At 68.5% G+C, this 18,298-nt stretch carries 16 protein-coding genes; 5 read left to right on the plus strand and 11 right to left on the minus strand.

The features are described from left to right. Window positions 1-59: 59 nt before the first annotated feature. The 3 genes from ACFWZU_RS00960 to ACFWZU_RS00970 are packed head-to-tail and all read right to left on the minus strand — an operon-like array spanning window position 60 to window position 4,926. The gene (locus tag ACFWZU_RS00960; protein WP_439699538.1) at window positions 60-1,487 is read right to left on the minus strand and encodes a glycoside hydrolase family 125 protein; all 1,428 of its coding nucleotides are present in this window, start codon (window positions 1,485-1,487) and stop codon (window positions 60-62) included. Beyond that, window positions 1,484-4,147: a beta-mannosidase gene (locus ACFWZU_RS00965; RefSeq protein ID WP_439699539.1), complete on the minus strand. Its 2,664-nt coding sequence runs from the start codon at window positions 4,145-4,147 to the stop codon at window positions 1,484-1,486. The genes ACFWZU_RS00960 and ACFWZU_RS00965 overlap by 4 nt, the downstream gene beginning before the upstream one ends. After that, window positions 4,144-4,926, minus strand: coding sequence for a copper homeostasis protein CutC (locus ACFWZU_RS00970; RefSeq protein WP_439699540.1), 783 nt, complete (start codon window positions 4,924-4,926; stop codon window positions 4,144-4,146). The genes ACFWZU_RS00965 and ACFWZU_RS00970 overlap by 4 nt, the downstream gene beginning before the upstream one ends. A 201-nt stretch (window positions 4,927-5,127) precedes the next feature. Here ACFWZU_RS00970 and ACFWZU_RS00975 point away from each other — a divergent pair, with 201 nt between their 5' ends. Continuing rightward, on the plus strand, window positions 5,128-6,102 hold the full coding sequence (locus tag ACFWZU_RS00975; RefSeq protein ID WP_439699541.1) for a GlxA family transcriptional regulator: 975 nt from the start codon (window positions 5,128-5,130) through the stop codon (window positions 6,100-6,102). 86 nt (window positions 6,103-6,188) lie between these two features. Next, the gene (locus tag ACFWZU_RS00980; protein ID WP_439699542.1) at window positions 6,189-6,794 is read left to right on the plus strand and encodes a cytochrome P460 family protein; all 606 of its coding nucleotides are present in this window, start codon (window positions 6,189-6,191) and stop codon (window positions 6,792-6,794) included. Window positions 6,795-6,835: 41 nt separating this feature from the next. On the opposite strand, the gene ACFWZU_RS00985 is transcribed toward ACFWZU_RS00980, so the two are convergent. After that, complete coding sequence (locus ACFWZU_RS00985; RefSeq protein ID WP_439699543.1) at window positions 6,836-8,218, minus strand: L-serine ammonia-lyase; 1,383 nt, start codon at window positions 8,216-8,218, stop codon at window positions 6,836-6,838. Between the two features lie 76 nt (window positions 8,219-8,294). On the opposite strand from ACFWZU_RS00985, the gene ACFWZU_RS00990 reads away from it, so the two are divergent. Next, the gene (locus ACFWZU_RS00990) at window positions 8,295-8,525 is read left to right on the plus strand and encodes a glutaredoxin family protein (protein WP_439699544.1); all 231 of its coding nucleotides are present in this window, start codon (window positions 8,295-8,297) and stop codon (window positions 8,523-8,525) included. Window positions 8,526-8,712: 187 nt separating this feature from the next. Here the strand turns inward: ACFWZU_RS00990 and ACFWZU_RS00995 are convergent, their stop codons facing one another. Genes ACFWZU_RS00995 through ACFWZU_RS01005 form a run of 3 tightly spaced genes read right to left on the minus strand, consistent with a single transcriptional unit; the run spans window position 8,713 to window position 10,452 of the window. Continuing rightward, complete coding sequence (locus ACFWZU_RS00995) at window positions 8,713-9,279, minus strand: YceI family protein (RefSeq protein WP_439699545.1); 567 nt, start codon at window positions 9,277-9,279, stop codon at window positions 8,713-8,715. Then, window positions 9,276-9,848 carry a cytochrome b gene (locus tag ACFWZU_RS01000; protein WP_439699546.1) on the minus strand — a complete coding sequence of 191 codons (573 nt, stop codon included), beginning with the start codon at window positions 9,846-9,848 and terminating at the stop codon, window positions 9,276-9,278. Before ACFWZU_RS01000 ends, ACFWZU_RS00995 begins: the two co-directional genes overlap by 4 nt. After that, on the minus strand, window positions 9,835-10,452 hold the full coding sequence (locus ACFWZU_RS01005) for a YceI family protein (RefSeq protein ID WP_439699547.1): 618 nt from the start codon (window positions 10,450-10,452) through the stop codon (window positions 9,835-9,837). Before ACFWZU_RS01005 ends, ACFWZU_RS01000 begins: the two co-directional genes overlap by 14 nt. A gap of 108 nt (window positions 10,453-10,560) precedes the next feature. On the opposite strand from ACFWZU_RS01005, the gene ACFWZU_RS01010 reads away from it, so the two are divergent. Together ACFWZU_RS01010 and ligD are read left to right on the plus strand one after the other, a co-directional pair. Next, on the plus strand, window positions 10,561-11,529 hold the full coding sequence (locus ACFWZU_RS01010) for a Ku protein (protein ID WP_439699548.1): 969 nt from the start codon (window positions 10,561-10,563) through the stop codon (window positions 11,527-11,529). An 85-nt stretch (window positions 11,530-11,614) separates the two neighbouring features. After that, window positions 11,615-12,538, plus strand: coding sequence for a non-homologous end-joining DNA ligase (gene ligD, locus ACFWZU_RS01015; protein WP_439699549.1), 924 nt, complete (start codon window positions 11,615-11,617; stop codon window positions 12,536-12,538). Between the two features lie 292 nt (window positions 12,539-12,830). Here ligD and ACFWZU_RS01020 read toward each other — a convergent pair whose 3' ends face one another. The 4 genes from ACFWZU_RS01020 to ACFWZU_RS01035 are packed head-to-tail and all read right to left on the minus strand — an operon-like array spanning window position 12,831 to window position 18,290. Further along, window positions 12,831-14,780, minus strand: coding sequence for a M1 family metallopeptidase (locus tag ACFWZU_RS01020; protein ID WP_439699550.1), 1,950 nt, complete (start codon window positions 14,778-14,780; stop codon window positions 12,831-12,833). A 14-nt stretch (window positions 14,781-14,794) separates the two neighbouring features. After that, window positions 14,795-16,006, minus strand: coding sequence for an AGE family epimerase/isomerase (locus ACFWZU_RS01025; RefSeq protein WP_439699552.1), 1,212 nt, complete (start codon window positions 16,004-16,006; stop codon window positions 14,795-14,797). Further along, window positions 16,003-16,971 (minus strand): carbohydrate kinase family protein, encoded by a 969-nt coding sequence (locus tag ACFWZU_RS01030; RefSeq protein WP_439699553.1) that lies wholly within the window; start codon window positions 16,969-16,971, stop codon window positions 16,003-16,005. The genes ACFWZU_RS01025 and ACFWZU_RS01030 overlap by 4 nt, the downstream gene beginning before the upstream one ends. Next, on the minus strand, window positions 16,968-18,290 hold the full coding sequence (locus ACFWZU_RS01035; RefSeq protein WP_439699555.1) for a sugar MFS transporter: 1,323 nt from the start codon (window positions 18,288-18,290) through the stop codon (window positions 16,968-16,970). The genes ACFWZU_RS01030 and ACFWZU_RS01035 overlap by 4 nt, the downstream gene beginning before the upstream one ends. Window positions 18,291-18,298: the final 8 nt, after the last annotated feature.

The raw sequence follows: 18,298 nt of genomic DNA on the forward strand, positions 1-18,298 counted from the left end.
GTTCTCCTGTGGGTCGGTGGGCGGCAACACGGATGCCGGCCCCGGGGTGGAAAGTGGGTTCACGGGTTGCGCAGCAAGGCGGGTTGCGTGTCGGCGAGCTTGACGATCAGCTCGCCGAACAGGCTGTTGGCCCAGGCGAACCACGCGCGCGTGAAGTGCGCGGGGTCATCCTGGTCGAACGCCTCGTGCATGAAGCCGGTGCCCGCATCGGTGTCGCGCAACCAGCGCAGGCACTGGCGGATCTCGGCCGGATCGTTGCTGGTCAGCGCGCGCATGGTGATCGCCATCGGCCAGATCATGCGCAGGCCCTCGTGCGGGCCGCCGATGCCCTCGGCCGCCGTGCCGCGGAAGAAATACGGGTTCTGTTCGCTCCAGGCGCGCGCGCGGGTGCGACGGTAGCGCGGATCGGCGGTCGCGCAGCAACCGAGGTAGGGCAGGCTGAGCAGGCTCGGCGCGTTGGCGTCGTCCATGAACAGGCGGTTGCCGTAGCCGTCGATCTCGTAGGCCCAGTAGTCGCCGTCGGCATCGGGCACGCGGCCGTCGCGTTCGATGGCCTTGGCCACGTCGTCGGCCAGCGCCGTGCAGTCGCCGGCAAAGCCCGCGTCCTGATGGATGGCGCGGCTCATCGTGGCGAGTTGGCGCAGGGAGGCCACGGCGAACAGGTTGGCCGGCACGAACAGGGGGTAAAGGCACGCGTCGTCGGACGGCCGGAACATCGAGTGGATCATGCCGTTGGGGCGTGTCGGGTTGCCGTAGCCCTCCAGCGCCAGCGTCTCGGTGGGGCGGTCGCTGGTGCGCTGGAAGTGGTACGGGCCGCGGCCGTGCCTGCGTTGCTGCTCGCGGAAGGTTTGCACGACCCGGTGCATGGCCGCGCGCCAGTCATCGTCGAACGGCGTGGTGTCGCCGGTTGCCTGCCAGTAGCCGTGCGCCAGGCGGATCGGCCAGCACAGCGAGTCGACCTCCCATTTGCGCTCGCCCACGCCGGGCTTCATGTCGGTTTCGTCGCTGCGCGCCCACGACAGCGGCTGGGCGTGCGGATCGGGCATGAACGCGTTGGCGTAGGGATCCAGGCGAATGCAGCGCGCCTGGCGCCGGATCAGCCCATGGAACAGCCGCTGCAGCGCGCGGTCCTGCTTCGCCAGCGGCAGGTAGGGCGCAACCTGCGCGGAGGAATCGCGCAGCCACATCGCCTCGATGTCGCCGGTGATCACGAAGGTGTCCGGCTTGCCCTCCAGCGTGCCCAGCTCGACCGTCGTGTCGAGCGTATTCGGATAGCAGTTGCCGAACATCCAGGCGAGCTTGGGATCGCCGATGCGGGCCTGTACGCGCGCCAGCTCGCGCTCCACCACGTCGCTGGTGAAGCGGCGCTTGCCCGGCGGCGGGCGCTTGCTGGCAAAGCCGGGCGTGCGGGCCATGGCGACGTCGCCGATGGCGCCGGCGGCTGCCGTGGTGCCCAGCAGTTTGAGGAAGTCGCGGCGGGTGGTCATGGCGCAGTTTCCATGGCATGTGCAAGGTCCTGCACCTGCAGGGCTTGCCGGAGCGCCTCGGCCGAGGCCTTGCTCTCGACATCCAGCGTGACGGGCTCGCCCGGCAGCAGGTCGAAGCCGTTGTCCGACAGGCCGGCATCGAGATCGCCGAAAGACACCCACACGTCGCGCGCCAGCGCATCGGTGGTGAGCGTCAGCGTGTAACCCCTTGCCGCAGGCGCGAGTTGCGCATGGACGTGTGGCTGCGGAAGGCGCAGGTCCTTCGGCAGCGCGAAGAACACCAGGTTGCGCGAGACGGGCTTGCCGTCTGCGATCAGTTCGAAGGCGGCGAACGTGGCGCGTGGATCGGCGCCATCGAGCAGTTGCGCATCGGTGTAACGGGCGATCTGCGTGCTTGCCAGCGGAGCCAATGTCACGTCGTGGTTTTCCTCGCGCCGCACGTGGCCGGCGAAGTCCATCAGGCGCAGCCGCCAGTGCGCGGCAAGCGGTGTCGTGCGGTCGGAGACCAGCGACACGGTGGTCGTTCCCTGATGACGCAACGCCGCCACCAGCAGCGGCGCGTAGAACCGTCGGGCACGGAACTGCAGTGCCTTCCATCGGCCGTACGCATCGATGCTCGACCAGGTCACGCCCGGCCACAGGTCGTTGAGCTGCCAGTAAAGCGAACCCATCGACCTTGGCCGCGAGGCGCGCAGGTGCTCGGCCGCGAGCGCGATGCCGTCGGCCTGCATCACCTGGCTCAGGTACACCAGCGCGGGAAAGTCCTTCGGCTCGCCGTACTCCCGCCGCACGTAGTCGAGCAGGCGCCGGTCGCCGTTGCCGCCGTCGAACTTCTGGTGCGCGCGCAGCACCGGCGCATCCGCCTGCAACGGTGCTGCACCGGCGAACGCACGGATCGTGCGCAGGTCAGGGAACGACTGCAGGCCGTACTCGGACTGGAAACGCGGTGTGATGTCCAGGTAGGCGGTGGCGGGTCTGGCCTCGCCCGACCAGACGTCCCAGTAGTGGTAGTCACCGTCGTCCAGGCTGTTGGCGAAGCCATCGCCGCCCTGGCTGGGCGAACTCGGCCAGTAGGGCACGTCGGGATCGTTCTTCGCGACCACCTCGCGCAGCACCTTGCCGAACAGGTCGCCCATGCCTTGCCTGATGCGTTCGTTTTCCTCCGGCGCCAGCGAGCGCTGGAGCGCCTTGCGGTCGCCCCACGACAACCAGCTGCTCTGCACCTCGTTGTTGCCGCACCAGAGCACGATCGACGGATGGTCGGACAGGCGCTCGACCTGCTCGACTGCCTCCTGGCGGACGTTCGCCACGAAGGCGGCGTCCCGCGGCGGGATCGCGCCGCCGAACATGAAGTCCTGCCAGATCATCAGCCCCATGCGGTCGGCCATCGCATAGAAGGCGTCGGGCAGGTAGTAGCCGCCGCCCCAGACGCGCAGCATGTTCATGTTCGCCGCGCGTGCCGATGCGAGCGTCTGGCGCATGCGCGCCTCATCCACGCGGGTGGGGAAGCTGTCGAACGGAATCAGGTTGGCACCCTTGGCGAAGATCGGGATGCCGTTGACGACGAACGCGAAGCTGCGGCCCCAGCGGTCCTTCTCGCGCCGAAGCTCGACCGTGCGCAACCCGATCTGGTGCGAACCTTCGTAAAGCGGCCTGTCGCTGTCACCCAGCCGCACGCGGACCGTGTACAGGTCCTGCGCGCCGTACCCTGCCGGGTACCACCGCTTCGGATGGTCGATCGTCAGTGGCACGCCCACGCGGTGGCGGCCCGCAAGCACTTCCACATCCGCAAGCCGCCGGGCCACCGGCTGGCCATCCGGCCCGTACACGCGTATTTCCGCGGGCAACGAGGCGTCGCTGTCCGCGTCGATGTCCAGTTGCACGGCCAACTGCGCCGCCTGCGCATCCAGGCGCTTCTGCGCGACATGGAACTCGGCCACGCGCGGCCCGTCCCAGCTGTCCAGATGCACCGGCTGCCAGATGCCTTCGGTCACGATGCGCGGACCCCAGTCCCAGCCGTACTGGTAGGCGGCCTTGCGCACGTAGTTGGCCGTCTGCAGGCCCTTGGGCTCGTCGCCGAAGGCCGAGTCGAACTCGCCCGGCAACGCGTACGGCTGCCGCTTGAGCCAGGGCTGCAGGCGCTTGATGGGCGAGAACAGCCGCACTTCCAGCGTGTTGCCGCCAGCGTGCAGCCAGGGCTTCGCGGGTGCGGCCCAACGCCGGAACATGTTGTCCGCGTCGAGCAGCTTGTGCCCGTTGAGGTAGACCTCGGCAAAGGTGTCCAGCCCGTCGAACACCAGTTGGACGTGGCGGCGCGCCAGCGTGGCCTCATCCACATCGAAACGGGTGCGGTAGGTCCAGTCGGACAAGCCCACCCACTGGATCGCCGCCTCGTTCTGTCCCACGAAGGGATCGGCCACCAGCCCGGCCGCCATCAGGTCGGTCTGCACCGTGCCCGGCACGGTGGCGGCGAGCCAGCGGGCCGCTTGCGGGTGCTCCGCCTCGTGCGCATCGCCCGCTGCGAGGCGGACCTGCCAGCCCTGGTCCAGACGCTGCGTCGCCGGTGCCGCCCACCCCGGACCCGTCAACAGCAGCGCACCGACGAAGCCGGCCAGGCCCGGCATCAGGCGCGTTCTGGCGGGCGCGGGCTGGATCGTCATGACACTCCGCGCTGGGCCGAGGCCGCGATGTCGCGGGCGGCCAGGTCTTGGAGCACCGATACCATCGCGTGGACTTCCGCCGCGTCGCTTCGCCATTCACCCGTCGTCATGCCATCCAGCCCTGTCTGCCGATGGCGCATGCCCGACGGCAACGCACGCTTCGCCGAAGCATGGAACTCTCGCGCGCCCGTCGCCTGGGCCAGCGCAGCGATGTTGCCGGCATGGATACCCGCACCGGGCATGACCACCAGCCGCCCGGCCGCCTGTTGCACCAATGCGCCCAAGGCGACCGCGCCCTCCATCGCACTCGCCCGCGCGCCGGAACTGAGCACGCGCTCGCACCCCAGCCCGATCACCGCCTCCAACGCCTGAGCCGGGTCCGCGACCATGTCGAAGGCACGATGGAACGTGACGCCCAGCCGCCCGGCCGCACCGACCAGCGCCCGGCATCGCGCCTGGTCGACCCGACCCTCGGCGTCCAGCACGCCAAGCACCACGCCGTCGCACCCCAGCGCCACACAGGCCTCGACGTCACGCAGCATCACTTCGCACTCGAAGTCGTTGTATAGGAAATCGCCCGCGCGCGGCCGGATCAACACGTACAGCGGAATCGTCAGCCGATCCCGCGCGGTGGCAATCTCGGCGTAGGAAGGCGTCACGCCCCCCAGCTCCAGCGCCGCGCACAACTCCACCCGCCCGGCGCCACCTTCCTGCGCGGCGAGCGCGGAGGCGACCGAATTGGCGGCGACTTCGAGCAGCGCGGGGGTGGGATTGCGCATCAGGACGCCCGCTCACTCGCGCAGGAACCCCGCAGGCCGGGGATGCAGCCGGGCACGCTTGGATTGGGTGGCGGGCAGCCCATGATGGCCTATGATTTAGATCGATCTATACGGCACGGTAGCATCGCTCGGACAACCATGCATGCGGCGGTGCAGTAACCCCGTAGGCTTGCCCCCCGCGGGGCCGATTACGATGGCGAGATGACCAGACCCAACTCGATCAAAACCATCGGCCTGCTCGCCTATGACGATATGCAGGCGCTCGACCTGGCCGGTCCGCTGGACGTATTTGGCGCAGCCAACGCGTTCGGGTCGGGCTCGCCGAGCTATGAGCTTTGCGTCATAGGCCTGGGCACCCACGCGGTGCGCGCGGAGAACGGCCTGGCCATCGTGCCCGATCATGCGCTCGAAGGCGCACCGCCGCTGGACACCTTGTTGATCCCCGGTGGCGCCGGCGCCCGCCAAGGCCTTGATCGCGACGCGAGGCTGCTGGGCTGGGTGCGCGAGCGGGCGCTGCTGACGCGTCGCGTCGTTTCGGTCTGCACCGGCGCCTACATCCTCGCGGCGACCGGTTTGCTTGACGGTCGGGCGGTTACCACGCACTGGCAGTTCGCGGACGATTTGACGCGCCGGCATCCGGCTCTGCGCGTGGACCCGGACCGCCTGTTCATTCGCGACGGATCTTTCGCAACGTCGGGAGGGTTGACCGCCGGCATGGACCTGGCGCTCGCACTCGTCGAGGAGGACCTGGGCGCCCCGGCCGCCCTCAGCGTGGCCCGCCATTTGGTGATGTACGTGAGACGACCGGGTAACCAGGCGCAGTTCTCGGCACCGCTGGCTGCGCAAGCGCAGGGCGATCGTCGGATGGGCGCGTTGGTGGACTGGCTGCTGGCGCACCTCGACAGCCACCTCAGCGTCGAGCGCATGGCCGAACAGGTCGCCATGAGTACGCGCCACTTCCGCCGGGTGTTTGCCGACACCTTCGACACGACGCCGGCGCGTTTCGTGGAGAAGTTGCGGCTGGAACAGGCTTGCCTTCGGCTGACGGTCAGCCGCGCATCGGTCGAACGCATCGCCGCGGGTGTCGGATTCGGCAGCGCGGATGCGTTCCGTCGCGCCTTCCGGGCGCGCTACGGCACCTCGCCCCACGCCTACCGCGAGTGCTTCTCCCGCTGAATTCTGGCCGGAACCGTCGGCATCCTGTCCTTCCCGCCGTGCTTCCCGGCGCCACACTGTTTCCCACTGTTCCCCGGACTCCCCTCGTGCTCGCCATCACCCGCTACTTGCCGCTCGCCGTCGCTCTTGCACTGGCCGTGCCGGTTTCCGCCAGCGAGACTGCCGCCAGCCGTACCCGCGTCCCGGTCTACACTGCCGATGGCGAGCTGGTGCTGCCTTCGGATTACCGCGAGTGGGTCTTCCTCAGTGCCGGCCTGGGCATGAGCTACAGCGAGAAGGCCCCGGCTGGCGAGCCGACTTTCGACAACACGTTCGTGGATCCGGAGAGCTACCGCGAGTTCGTCCGCACCGGCACCTGGCCCGACAAGACGCAGATCGTGCTTGAAATGCGCGATTCGACCAGCCGCGGCTCGATAAACCGGCACGGCTACTACCAGCGCGGAGGCGCGCAGGATGTCGAGGTCCACGTGAAGGACACCGCGCGCTTCAGCGGCTGGGCCTTTTTCGGCTTCGACGGGAAGACTTCGGCCAAACGGATCCCGCAAAGCGCGCCGTGCTATGCCTGCCACGCCGCCCACGGGGCGGTGGATACGACCTTCGTGCAGTTCTATCCGACGCTGTTGCCGCTTGCCCGGCAACACGCCACGCTGAGCGCTGCGTTTCTCGAAGACGAAGGAAGGACGATCAAATAGGCTCTGTCGGGCTGCCACGGGGCGAGCGGACGCCCGCAGGCTCAGCACTCGATGACGTTCACCGCCAGCCCGCCGCGGCTGGTTTCCTTGTACTTGTCCTTCATGTCCCGCCCGGTGTCGCGCATGGTCTTGATGACCTTGTCCAGACTGACGCGGTGTTTGCCGTCGCTCTTGAGCGCCATGCGGCTGGCGTTGATGGCCTTGACCGAGCCCATGGCGTTGCGCTCGATGCAGGGAATCTGCACCAGGCCGCCGATGGGGTCGCAGGTGAGTCCGAGATTGTGTTCCATGCCGATCTCGGCGGCGTTCTCGACCTGCCAGATGCTGCCGCCCAGCGCGGCGGTGAGGCCGCCGGCGGCCATCGAGCAGGCGACGCCGACCTCGCCCTGGCAGCCGACTTCGGCGCCGGAGATGGAGGCGTTTTCCTTGTAGAGGATGCCGATGGCGGCGGCGGTCAGCAGGTAGTCGACGATGCCGTTCTCGTCCGCCTTCGGGCAGAAGCGCAGGTAGTAGTGGCCGACCGCGGGCACGATGCCGGCGGCGCCGTTGGTCGGCGCGGTCACGACGCGGCCACCGGCGGCGTTTTCCTCGTTGACGGCCAGCGCGTAGAGGTTGACCCAGTCCAGGATGGTGAGCGGGTCCTTCAGCGCGGCCTCGGGCTGGTTGCGCAGCTCATCGGCCATCGCCGGGGCGCGGCGCGCGACGTGCAGGCCGCCGGGCAGGGTGCCGGGCGAGCGCAGGCCGCGCGAGACGCAATCGGCCATGGCCTTCCAGATGGTCAGCAGGCCGGCGCGGGTTTCCGTCTCCGGGCGCCACACGCTTTCGTTGGCCATCATCAGCTGGGCGATGGTCATGCCGTGCTGCTCGCACAGCGCCAGCAGGCGGTCGCCGGTGGAGAACGGGTAGGGCAGTTCGGTGGTGTCGGCGACGATGCGGTCTTCGGCCGCCTCGTCGTGGTTCACCACGAAGCCGCCGCCGACCGAATAGTAATCACGCGTGGCCAGCTCGTTCCCGTCCGCGTCGTAGGCGGTGAAACGCATGCCGTTCGTATGCAGCGGCAGCTTCTGGCGCTTGTTGAAGACCAGGTCGGCCTTCTCGTCGAAGGCGATCTCGTGCTTGCCCAGCACGCACAGCCTGCGGGTGGCGCGGATGCGGGCGAGGATGTCGGGGATGAGGTCCGGATCGATCGTGTCCGGGTGGTGGCCTTCGAAGCCCAGCAGCACTGCCTTGTCGGTGCCATGGCCGCGGCCGGTCATCGCCAGCGAGCCGTAGAGCTCGGCACGTACGCGCGCGACGCGATCGAGCACGCCCTTCTCCTCCAGCCAGCGCTCGCCGAAGCGGGCAGCCGCGCGCATCGGCCCGACCGTGTGCGAGGACGACGGCCCGATGCCGATCTTGAAGATGTCGAAAACGCTGACGGCCATGGGTGCGCTGCGTGGGATGGGGTGAACCCGTTATTCTACGCGCCCCCTTCACGCTTGGCAGTCCATTCGCCGCCGCATGGCCGACCTTGTTCTCTACCAGCGCGACTACTGCCACCTGTGCGACCAGGCGCTCGCCGTGCTTGCCGCGGCGCGGGCGCCGGAGTTCGACAGCGTTTGGGTGGATGACGATGAGGCGCTCGAGGAACGCTACGGCACGCGGGTGCCGGTATTGCGCGATGCCAGGGACGGGCGGGAGCTCGATTGGCCGTTCGATGCGGAGGCGGTGCGGAGGTTCGTGAGGGGCTGAGGCAAGGCTTCCCCCATCCGCCCTTCGGGCACCTTCCCCCGTGGAACGGGGGAAGGACCGTAGCGGGCGCTCCCCGGATGAGCCTGCCTCCGTGGAATGGAGAACGATCGAAGCGGGCGCTCCCCGAGTGAGCCTTCCCCGTTCCACGGGGAAGGTGCCGACAGGCGGATGGGGGTTCCGCGGAGCGCTACTTCGGCGCGAGCACCAAGTGCGCGTTGACGGTCACGTCGTTGCCGATCACCGAGGTGTCGGCGTACTCGCCCCCGCCCACGCCGTAGTCCAGCCGCTTGAGCGTGCCGCTGACGTCCATCAGCGCGGTGCCGCCCGGTTGCGGGGTGAAGGTCACGGTGAGGTCGAGCGGGTGGGCCTCGCCGCGCAGGGTCAACCGGCCCCGCGCGATGACGTGCGTACCGGCCTGGACGAACTCGGTCGCCACGTAGCGGGCCTGCGGGTACTTGGTCGCGTTGAAGAAGTCCGCCCCTGGCAGCGCGCCGTCGCGGTCGGCATCGCCGGTGCTGGCGCTGGTGGTGTCCACGGCCACGTCGAATTTCGATTGCGCCAGGTGTGCCGGGTCGAAGCGGATCGCCGCGTGCCACTGCGCGAAGCTGCCCTGGAACGGCGCGCCCTGGAAGGTCGCGGTGAAGCCGAGCGTGCTCTGGTCCTGCAGCACGCGGTAATCGGTGGCCGAGACCGCCATCGGCAAGGCGAGGCAGAACAGCAGCGGAGCCAGGTGCCGCAGGGCCGGTCGGGTCATGCAGTATCTCCCTTGGACTGGCGACGCAGGCGGGCGAACGGCCACATCCGGCGAAGCACGTCGTCGTTGTCGAACACATGGTGCTTGAGCGCCGCGCCGACGTGGGCCACGAGCACAAGCAACAGGATCCAGAAAAGGTATTCATGCACCTCGTGCGAGAAGCGGCGCAGGTCGGGGTTCTTCGCGGCGATCGCGGGCAGGTTGAACAGCTTGAAGAACTGCAGCGGGTAACCGCGGACGGAGTTGAACCACCAGCCCGACAGCGGCAGCGCGGCGACCAGGACGTACAGCACGGCGTGAACCACGCGCGCGGCCCATAGTTGCCAGCGTGGCGCCGGCAACTCGCGCGGCGGGCGGTTGAACGCACGCCACAGAACGCGCAACACGAACAGCGCAAGCACGGTGAGGCCGATCGACTTGTGCAGCGCCATCCAGTTGACCTTCTGCATCGGCGAGCTGGCCAGGTCCATCAGCAGGCCGAACACGCCGTTGCCCAGGATGAGCAACGCGATCGTCCAGTGGAAGAACTTGGCGACGGCGCCCCAGCGCCACTCGTCATTTCGCAACATCGGCGTCCTCCTGGTGGCGTTCCTCGCGGATGGCCTCGATTTCCAGCCACACGGACACGTGCTGGCCGATCGAGCCCTGGTTGGCGGTCATGCCGAAATCGGTGCGGTCGAGCATGGCGGTGGCGGAAAAACCGGCGACGGTGTGCAGGCCGAAGATGGTGCGCGCCTGGCGGTTGAACGTAAACGGAATGTCGACGGGACGGGTGAGGCCCCGCAAGGTCAGGTTGCCATGCAGCACGCCGTGATGGTCGTCCCTGCGTTCGACCGAGGTGCTGGCGAAGTGGGCGTAGCGCGCCTTGTCCGCGTCGAGGAAAGCAGGCTTGAGGACCGCGGCGTTCCAGTCCGCGTCGCCCATGTCGAGGCTGGCCAGGTCGATGTCCAGCGTCGTGGCGGCGTGGCTCCAGTCGTCCGGATCGAAGCGCAGCCAGCCGCGCGCGATGTGCAGGCGGCCGAACGGACGCGAATAGCCATCGTGGCTCACGCTGAAGAGGATCTGGCTGTGCACCGTGTCGTAGCGGTAGCGATGCCCGGCCGCGCCCGCGGCGAGCGGACACAGCAGGGCGGCGCAGGCAAGCAGGCGGGCAGTGGCGGGCAGGGCGCTCATCAAGCCAAGTCTGGACGATCGTTGGCGTGGGTGCCAGCGCGAATCCTTGGCGTTTCATGCACGCCCCGCGTGTCAAACCTCCAGACCCGCCATTTTTGGAGGTAGGCCATGGCTCGCCCCATCTGGACCGGCACGCTGTCGTTCGGGCTGCTGAACGTCCCGATCCGCCTGATGACCGCCGAGCGCAAGGTCGACCTGCACTTCCGCATGCTCGACCAGCGCAACAACCAGCCGGTGCGTTACGAGCGCGTCAATGCCGAATCGGGCGAAGAGGTGCCCTGGAAGGACATCGTCAAGGCGTACGAGTATTCCAAGGGCAACTACGTGGTGCTGGAGGAATCGGACATCCGCAGCGCGGCGGCCGAAGCGCACGAGACGGTGGAGATCGATACCTTCATCGACGCCGGCCAGCTCACCCCCGCGTACTTCGAGAAGCCCTACTTCCTGGTGCCCGGGAAGAAGGCCGAGAAGGGCTACGTGCTGCTGCGCGAGACGCTCAAGCGCACGAACAAGATCGGCATCGCGCGGGTGGTGATCCGTACCCGCGAGTACCTGTGCGCGGTGATGCCGCAGGAGGAGGCGCTCATGCTGATCCTGCTGCGCTTCCCGCAGGAGCTGGTCGACGCCGACGAGTACGCGTTGCCGGACAAGGCGGCTTCCGAATACCGCATCAGCGACCGCGAGCTGGACATGGCGGGCGAGCTGATCGAGTCGATGTCCGGCAAGTTCGAGCCGGAGCATTACAAGGACGAGTTCCGCGAGCGGCTCACCGCGGTGATCGAGCAGCGGCTCAAGAGCAAGGGCGTCACCACCACGCTCGAGGAAGAGGAGCCCACGCACGCCAACGCCACCACCAACGTGGTCGACTTCATGGCGTTGCTCAAGAAGAGCATCGAGGGCAAGCAGCGCACGCCGGCCAAAGGCAAGGACGAGCCGGAGAAGTCGGACAAGGCCGAGAAGAAGCCTGCGGCGAAGAAGGCGGCCGCCAAGAAGGCCGAGCCCGAGACCAAGAAGGCCTCGCGCAAGAGCCCGGCCAAGAAGGCGACCGCCACGCGCAAGGGGCGCAAGGCCGGATGATCCCCTGTAGGAGCGCACCTGTGCGCGACCGCCATGCATCCCGGTCGCGCACCTGTGCGCTCCTGCACATGAGGCATGCGTGACCATGCACGATCAAACCACCGAGGCTGCCAGTCGCCGGCCACGCGCCGACAAGCCGGTCGACGTCGCCGGCGTGCGCATCACCCACCCTTCGCGCGTGGTCTATCCGGACGACGGCATCACCAAGGGCGAGGTGGCTGCCTACTACGCGGCCGTCGCCGACTGGATTCTCCCCGAGATCGTCAACAGGCCGCTGTCGATGGTGCGCTGTCCCGGAGGCACCGACAGCGCCTGCTTCTTCCAGAAGCACCACGCGGCCAAGCTCGGCTCCAGCGTGCGGCCCATTCCGCTGGAGGAAAAGGAGGGTGGCGAGGACGACTACGTCTACATCCGCGATCGCAAGGGCCTGTTGCAGCTGGTACAGATGAACACGATCGAGTTCCATCCGTGGGGCTCGCGCGTCGACAAGCCCGATTCGCCGGACCGCATCGTGCTGGACCTCGATCCCGCGCCAGGCGTGGCGTGGAAGGCCGTGGTGGATGGTGCGCGCGGCATTCGCGAGCTGCTCGATGAGATGCAGCTGACGAGCTTCGTGCGCACCAGCGGCGGCAAGGGCCTGCATGTGGTGGTGCCGTTCCGGCGCGGGCCCGGCTGGCAGGCGGTAAAGGATTTCTGCGAGCGGGTGGCGGACACGATGGTCGAGCGCGCGCCCGACCGCTACATCGCCACGGCCAGCAAGGCGCAGCGGGAAGGGAAGATCTTCATCGACTGGCTGCGCAACGCGCGCGGGGCGACCAGCGTCTGCAGCTGGTCGCTGCGGGCGCGCGTGGGCGCGCCGGTGGCGATGCCATTGCGGTGGGACGAACTGGGGAAGGTCGGAGGCGGCGCTGCTTTCGGCATGCAGGCCGCGATGGAGCGGGCGCGGAGTCTGAAGACCGATCCCTGGGAAGGCCTGGCCAAGCTGCAGCAGCGGTTGCCGAAGGGCTGAGGCGGGGCTTCCCCCATCCGCCCTGCGGGCACCTTCCCCCGTGAACGGGGGAAGGATCGGGTTGGCGCTTTCGGCAGGCATGCGAGGTGTGGCCAGCGAGCCTTTCCCGTGAACGGGGGAAGGACCGGGGTGGCGCTTTCGGCAAGCTTGCGAGGTATGGCCAGCGAGCCTCCCCTCGTGGTCGGGGAAGGCTCGGGGTCGGGCTTTCGGCAAGCTTGCGAGGTGTGGCCAGTGAGCCTTCCCCCGTTCCACGGGGGAAGGTGTCGACAGGCGGATGGGGGCAACCCGCCGGCTATTTCACCTTCAACACGTCGTTGGCGCGATCCGCCTCCGGCAGCGCGTGCGCCGGGTCGAGCATGGCCGACACCACCTTGCGCGATCCAGCGACCCGCACCACGTACTCGCGGTGCTGCTGCCAGGTCTCCACCGGCACGCGCACGTCCTTGGTGCTGCCGTCGTCGTAGGTCACCCGCAGCGTGTTCGGCAGCACCAGCCGGTCCAGGTTTGCCACCGTCACCGCCGCGCCGTGCGTCCAGTCGCCGTCGATCGGCTGCACCTTGCGCACCGTCATGTCGAAGGTCCAGTTGTGCTGGTACCAGCCACGCCAGAACCAGCCGAGGTCCTCTCCCGCTTCGCTCTCCATGAAGCGGAAGAAGTCCGACGGCGAGGGATGGTGGAAGGCCCAGGTCGCGATGTACTTGCGGAACGCGTCGTCGAAGCGCTCCGGTCCGAGGATCTGCTCGCGCAGCAGCACCAGGCCGAAGGCGCTCTTGAAGTAGCTGATCGGGTGGCGGTACTTCTCGCTCGTTTCATCCGCGCCGTTGAGCAGGACTGGCGCGTCCGGATCGGCGATCACCTGGGCGATCTCGTCCGCCGGATTGCCCTTGCCCGGCGCGTACTCGCCATCGCGCTTGGGTGCGAACTCGCCGTGGTTGAAGGCCTCGTCCTCGTAGATGTCAACGAAGGTGTTGAAGCCCTCGTCCATCCAGGCGTGGCGGCGCTCGTTGGAGCCCACGATCATCGGGAACCAGGTGTGTCCGATCTCGTGCGCGATCAGACCGTGCAGGCCGCCGCCCTTGGCGCGCTTGTGGTCGAACGTGATGCCGGGATACTCCATGCCGCCGGCAGTGCCGGCCTCGTTGATCGCCACCGGCCAGGGATAAGGGAACCACTGCCTGGAGAAGTACTCGACCGAGGCCTTGAGGAACTCGGTGGCCCGGCTCCACTCGCTCTCGACCGGATAGACCGACATCGCCAGCGCGGTCTTGCCGTGCGGCAGATTGATGCGGGCGGCGTCCCATACGTACGCCCTGGATGCGCCGAAGGCGACGTCGCGGGTGTTCTGCATGCGGAAGTGCCAGGTCAGCGTGCCGCCCTGCCTGGGACGGCTGGACGGCTGGGTGACTTCGGCCGGCGTGCGGATCATCACCGTCTTGTCGCTGTGGCGGGCTTCGTCCAGCCGCTTGATCTGCGTCGGCGTGAGCACCTCCTGCGGGTTCACCAGCTCGCCGGACCCGGCGACGATCATGTCCGAGGGGACGGTGACCTTGTAGTCGAAGTCGCCGTACTCCAGATAGAACTCGCTGTTGAGGTAGGGCGAGGTGTCCCAGCCGCGCAGGTCGTCGTAGACGCACAGGCGCGGATACCACTGGGCGATCTCGAAGATGTCGCCGTTCCTGCTCGCGTTGACGTCCATGCGGCCGCCGAACTCGCCCGGCACGGTGAAGCTCCAGGCGATGTGCACGCGCACGCTGCCGCCCTTGGCCTTCACCGCTTCGGGCAGGCGCAGTTGCATGCGGGTGTCGGAGACGACCCACTTCACCGGCGTCAGGTGGCCGCTGCCGTCTTCCACCTGCACCGAGGCGATCTGGTAGCCGTGCGTGAACTCGGTCGGGAACTCGCTGGTGAACGCGCCGCGCGCATCGGTCTTGTAGCGGTTCTGGTCCAGCTGCAGCCAGAGCACGTCCAGCGCGCTGGGGCTGTGGTTGGTGTAAGTGATCGTCTCGTGGCCGCTGAGCAGGCGGCTGGCAGGGTCCAGCGTGGCCTCGATCGTGTAGTCGGCGCGGTTCTGCCAGAACAGCGGGCCCGGCTTGCCGTCGCCGGAGCGGTAGGCGTTGACCGGGTCGGGGTAGGTGAACGGGGCAAAGGTCTGAAGCGGGTCGTAGCGCGGCGCGTCGGCCGCGGCGGCGAGCGTGGCAGCCAGCGCCAGCGCGCCGGCCATGCAGACTGCGAGTGCCTTCATCGAAAGTCCCCTGTTCATGGTTGGCCGCCGGCGCGGATCAGCGCGAGCACTTCGTGGCAGGCGCCCATGGTGTGGTAGTCGACCTTGCCGGCCGGGCTCTTCTCGTCGTCGTACTTGCGGTTGTCGTGGGTGAGGATGCGATACCACGCGCCGTGCTCGTGATCCACGAAATGCTCCCACGCGTACGCCCACAACCGCTCGTACCACTGGTCATACACCGCCTCGCCGGTGCGTGCGTGCAGCAGCGCCGCGGCAGCCAGCGACTCGGCCTGCACCCAGAAGTACTTGTCCGGGTCGCAGATGCTGCCGTCGGGCGCGAAACCGTAATGGATGCCGCCGTGCTTCGGGTCCCAGGCGCGCATCAGCGCGGTGTCGAACAGATGCCGGGCGGTCGGCAGCAGCCAGCGTTCCTCGCGGCCGCGCCCGGCCAGGTGCGACTCCAGGATCACCAGCAACTTGGCCCACTCGGTCTGGTGGCCGGGCTGGAAGCCCCAGGGGCGGAACAGGTGGCGCGGGTTGTCGCGGTTGTAGTCCCAGTCGACGTTCCAGTCGGCGTCGTAGTGTTCCCACACCAGGCCGCCGGCCTTGGCCGCCTGGCGCCGCGTCATGTGGTCGGCCAGCAGCAGCGCGCGGTCGAGGTAGCGCACGTCGTCCGTGGCCTGGTAGGCGGCCAGCATCGCCTCGCACATGTGCATGTTGGCGTTCTGGCCGCGGTAGGAGGAGAAGTGCCAGTTCGCGTCCGCCTCGTCGCGGTAGAGGCCGGCCGCGGCGTCCCAGTAGTGCCTCTCCAGCAGCGCCCAGGTCTCGTCCATCCACAGCTCGGCCTCGACCAGACCGGCGCGCAGCGCGCTGGCGCAGGCCAGCAGCACGAAGGCGACGCCGTAGGCGTGGTTGGTGCGGTCGTCCGGCTGGCCGTCGCGCAGGGTCCAGGCGTAGCCGCCGGTGGCCGGGTCGCGGTGCACGTCGCGCAGGTAGCGCAGGCCGTGGCGCGCGGCTTCCAGGTAGGCGGGGTCTTCGAACTCCATCGCCGCGAAGGCGTAGTTGAAGACGAAGCGCGTGCTGCTGACCAGGTGCCGATGGCTGCGGTCGTAGATCGTGCCGTCGTCCCTGAAGTAGTGGAAGAAGCCGCCCGCCGGGTCGATCGCGCGCGGGTGGTAGAACGCCATGGTCCGGGCGATGTGCTCGCGCAGGAAACTCTCGCTGCGGAAGTCGGGGAGGGTGTTCATCGGTTCGATTCCAGGAAGGCGTCGACTTCCGCCGCACTCGGCATCGCGGTGAACGAGCCTTGGCGGGTGACGGTGAGTGCGCCGCAGGCGGCGGCGAAGGAGAGCATCCCTTCAAGCGCCGCGTCGTCGCGCAGCAGCGCCTCGAAGGCGTCGGCATGGCCGAGCGCGGCGAGCCGGTACAGCAGGCCGCCGACGAAGGCGTCGCCCGCGGCCGTGGTGTCGACCGCCGTCACCTGCGGACAGGGCAGCTCGCCGCTTGCGTCGCGGCGGAACCAGCGCAGCGGCCGCGGACCGTCGGTGACCACCAGCAGGCGCGTGCGACCGCGCCACAGACGATTGAGCAGTGCGCCGTCCTCGGCCAGCCAGGCGAATTCCTCGGCACACAGCTTGACCACGTCTGCCAGGTGCAGCGCCGGCCATACCGAGGGACGCGGGTTCGACTCCCGCGGCCACAGCGCCGGGCGCAGGTTGAGGTCGAAGCTGACCAGCGCGCCGGCGGCGTGCGCGCGGCGCATGCCCTCGCGGGTGGCTTCGGCGAGATCGGGGTCGGTCATGCTGTTGGAACAGACGTGGAACACCGCGGCGTCATCGAACGCCTGCGCACGGAAGTGCTGCGGGCGGAACAGCAGGTCCGCCGAGGGCGGGCGATAGAAGTTGAAGCTGCGCTCGCCGCGGGCGTCCAGGCTGACGAATGCCAGCGCGGTGTTGGCTTCGTCGGTGCGCGCCACGTCGGCCACGCCCACGCCGGCGCGCTGGAGGCTGTCGAGCAGGAAGTCGCCGAACGGGTCGCGCGCGAGCATCCCGGCGAAGCGCGCCGCGCCGCCCAGGCGCGCCACCGCCACCGCCACGTTGGCCGGCGCGCCGCCGGCGAAGGGCACGAACGCGCGCGGGAAGCCGGTCGCGCCGCTGCCCTCGGCGTGGAAGTCGATCAGCGCCTCGCCGAAGCAGAGGATCGGACGGCTCATCGATCCTCCAGCGCTGCGCCAACGATGCGCGAACCGCGCAGGCCGTAGAACACGATGTAGGCGTAGCACACCGCCGGAAGGACGAAGGCCGCCTGCACGCCGATGGCATCAGCCAGCGCACCCTGAGCGAAGGGAATCACCGCACCGCCCACGATCGCCATGATCAGCAGGCTGGAAGCCTTTTCGGTCAGCGGCCCGAGCCGCTCGATGCCCAGCGTGAAGATGGTCGGGAACATGATTGAGTTGAACAGGCCGATCGCCACGATGCTCCAGGTGGCGGTCATGCCGGCGGTGCTCATGGTGACTGCCAGCAGCACGATATTGACCGCGGCGAACAGTGCCAGCAGCGCGCGCGGCGAGTAGCGGGTCATCAGCCAGGAGCCGGCGAAGCGGCCGATCATCGCGCCCAGCCAGTAGTAGGACACGTAGGTCGCGGCCGTGGTCTCGGGCATGTTGCCGATGCGCGGCAGCGACAGGTAGTTGACCATGAAGCTGCCGATCGCCACTTCCGCGCCGACGTAGCAGAAGATCGCGATCACGCCGAACAGCACGTGCGGGATGCGCAGCGCGTCGAGCAGCGTGTGGTGCCCGCGGTCGGCCTGCTCGGTGGCTTCCTCCAGCGCCGGCAGGCGGAACAGGTACACCAGCACGGCCAGCACGAACAGCGCGATGGCCAGCCCAAGGTAGGGCCCCTGCACGGCCTGCGCTTCCTGCGCCCGGTAGAGCAGTTGCTCGGCGGGCGAGAGCTGGGCGACTTCGAGCGAGCTTTTCACGGCGACGGCGAGGATGAGCAGGCCGCCGAAGTGGGGTGCCAGGAACGTGCCGAACGAATTGAGCGCCTGCGCCAGCGTGAGGCGGCTGGAGCTGGTTCGCGCCGGTCCGAGCAGCGCCACGTACGGGTTCGCGGCCACCTGCAGCACGGTGATGCCGGTGGCCAGCACGAACAATGCGCCGAGAAAGGCGGGGTAGGAGTGCAGCCCCGCCGCCGGCCAGAAGCCGGCGGCGCCGAGCCCGGCGATCGCCAGTCCCGCGACGATGCCGAGCTTGTAGCCCAGGTGCGCCACCAGCCGGCCGGCGGGCAGCGACATGAGGAAGTACGCGCCGAAGAAGGTGAATTGCACCAGCATCGCCTGCTTGTAGTTCAGCTCGAACAGCGCCTTCAGGTGCGGAATGAGGATGTCGTTGAGGCAGGTGAGGAAGCCCCACATGAAGAAGATCGTGGTGACCACCGCGAGTGCTGCCGGATAGGTGGTATAGCGCTCGCGCGGCCCGTCGGCAGGGGCGGCGGGCGACCGGTTGGGAGCTTGCGTGATGGCCATGGGGGACT

Origin of the sequence: Frateuria sp. GZRR33, assembly GCF_051900425.1 — a bacterium.
In the GTDB taxonomy this organism is placed as follows: Bacteria; Pseudomonadota; Gammaproteobacteria; order Xanthomonadales; family Rhodanobacteraceae; genus Frateuria_A.